The organism is Arthrobacter sp. MDT2-34-1, assembly GCF_059091365.1.
In genome coordinates this window covers 1-285 of sequence record NZ_JBNHGO010000208.1, presented here as the reverse complement: position 1 = coordinate 285, position 285 = coordinate 1, and the positions used below count along the sequence as shown (strand labels likewise).

The 285-nt window shown below is 73.7% G+C and carries 1 pseudogene; it reads right to left on the bottom strand.

Features of this window, described 5'->3' with window-relative positions:
- Positions 1 to 285: pseudogene (locus AC5RVV_RS18375) on the bottom strand (Stk1 family PASTA domain-containing Ser/Thr kinase); the annotation flags it as partial.

The window sequence follows — 285 nt, the reverse complement described above, 5'->3', positions numbered from 1 at the left end:
CGCCGTCCCTGCGGCCATCCCCGGTGCGTGGGACGGTGCCGCGGAATGCCCGGTGGGCTCGGGGGTCCGGCCGTGTGCCGCCAGCAGCGCCGCGCGGAACCCGGCGGCATCCGCGAACCGGTCCTCCCGGTCCTTCTGCAGGGCCCGGGCCAGAACCGAATCCATGGCCGCGCTGAGCTCCGGATTGTGCGTGCTCGCAGGCTCCGGCACCTCGCGGACATGCTGGTACGCCACGGAAACCGGGCTGTCGCCGACGAAGGGAGGCCGGCCCGCCAGCATTTCGTA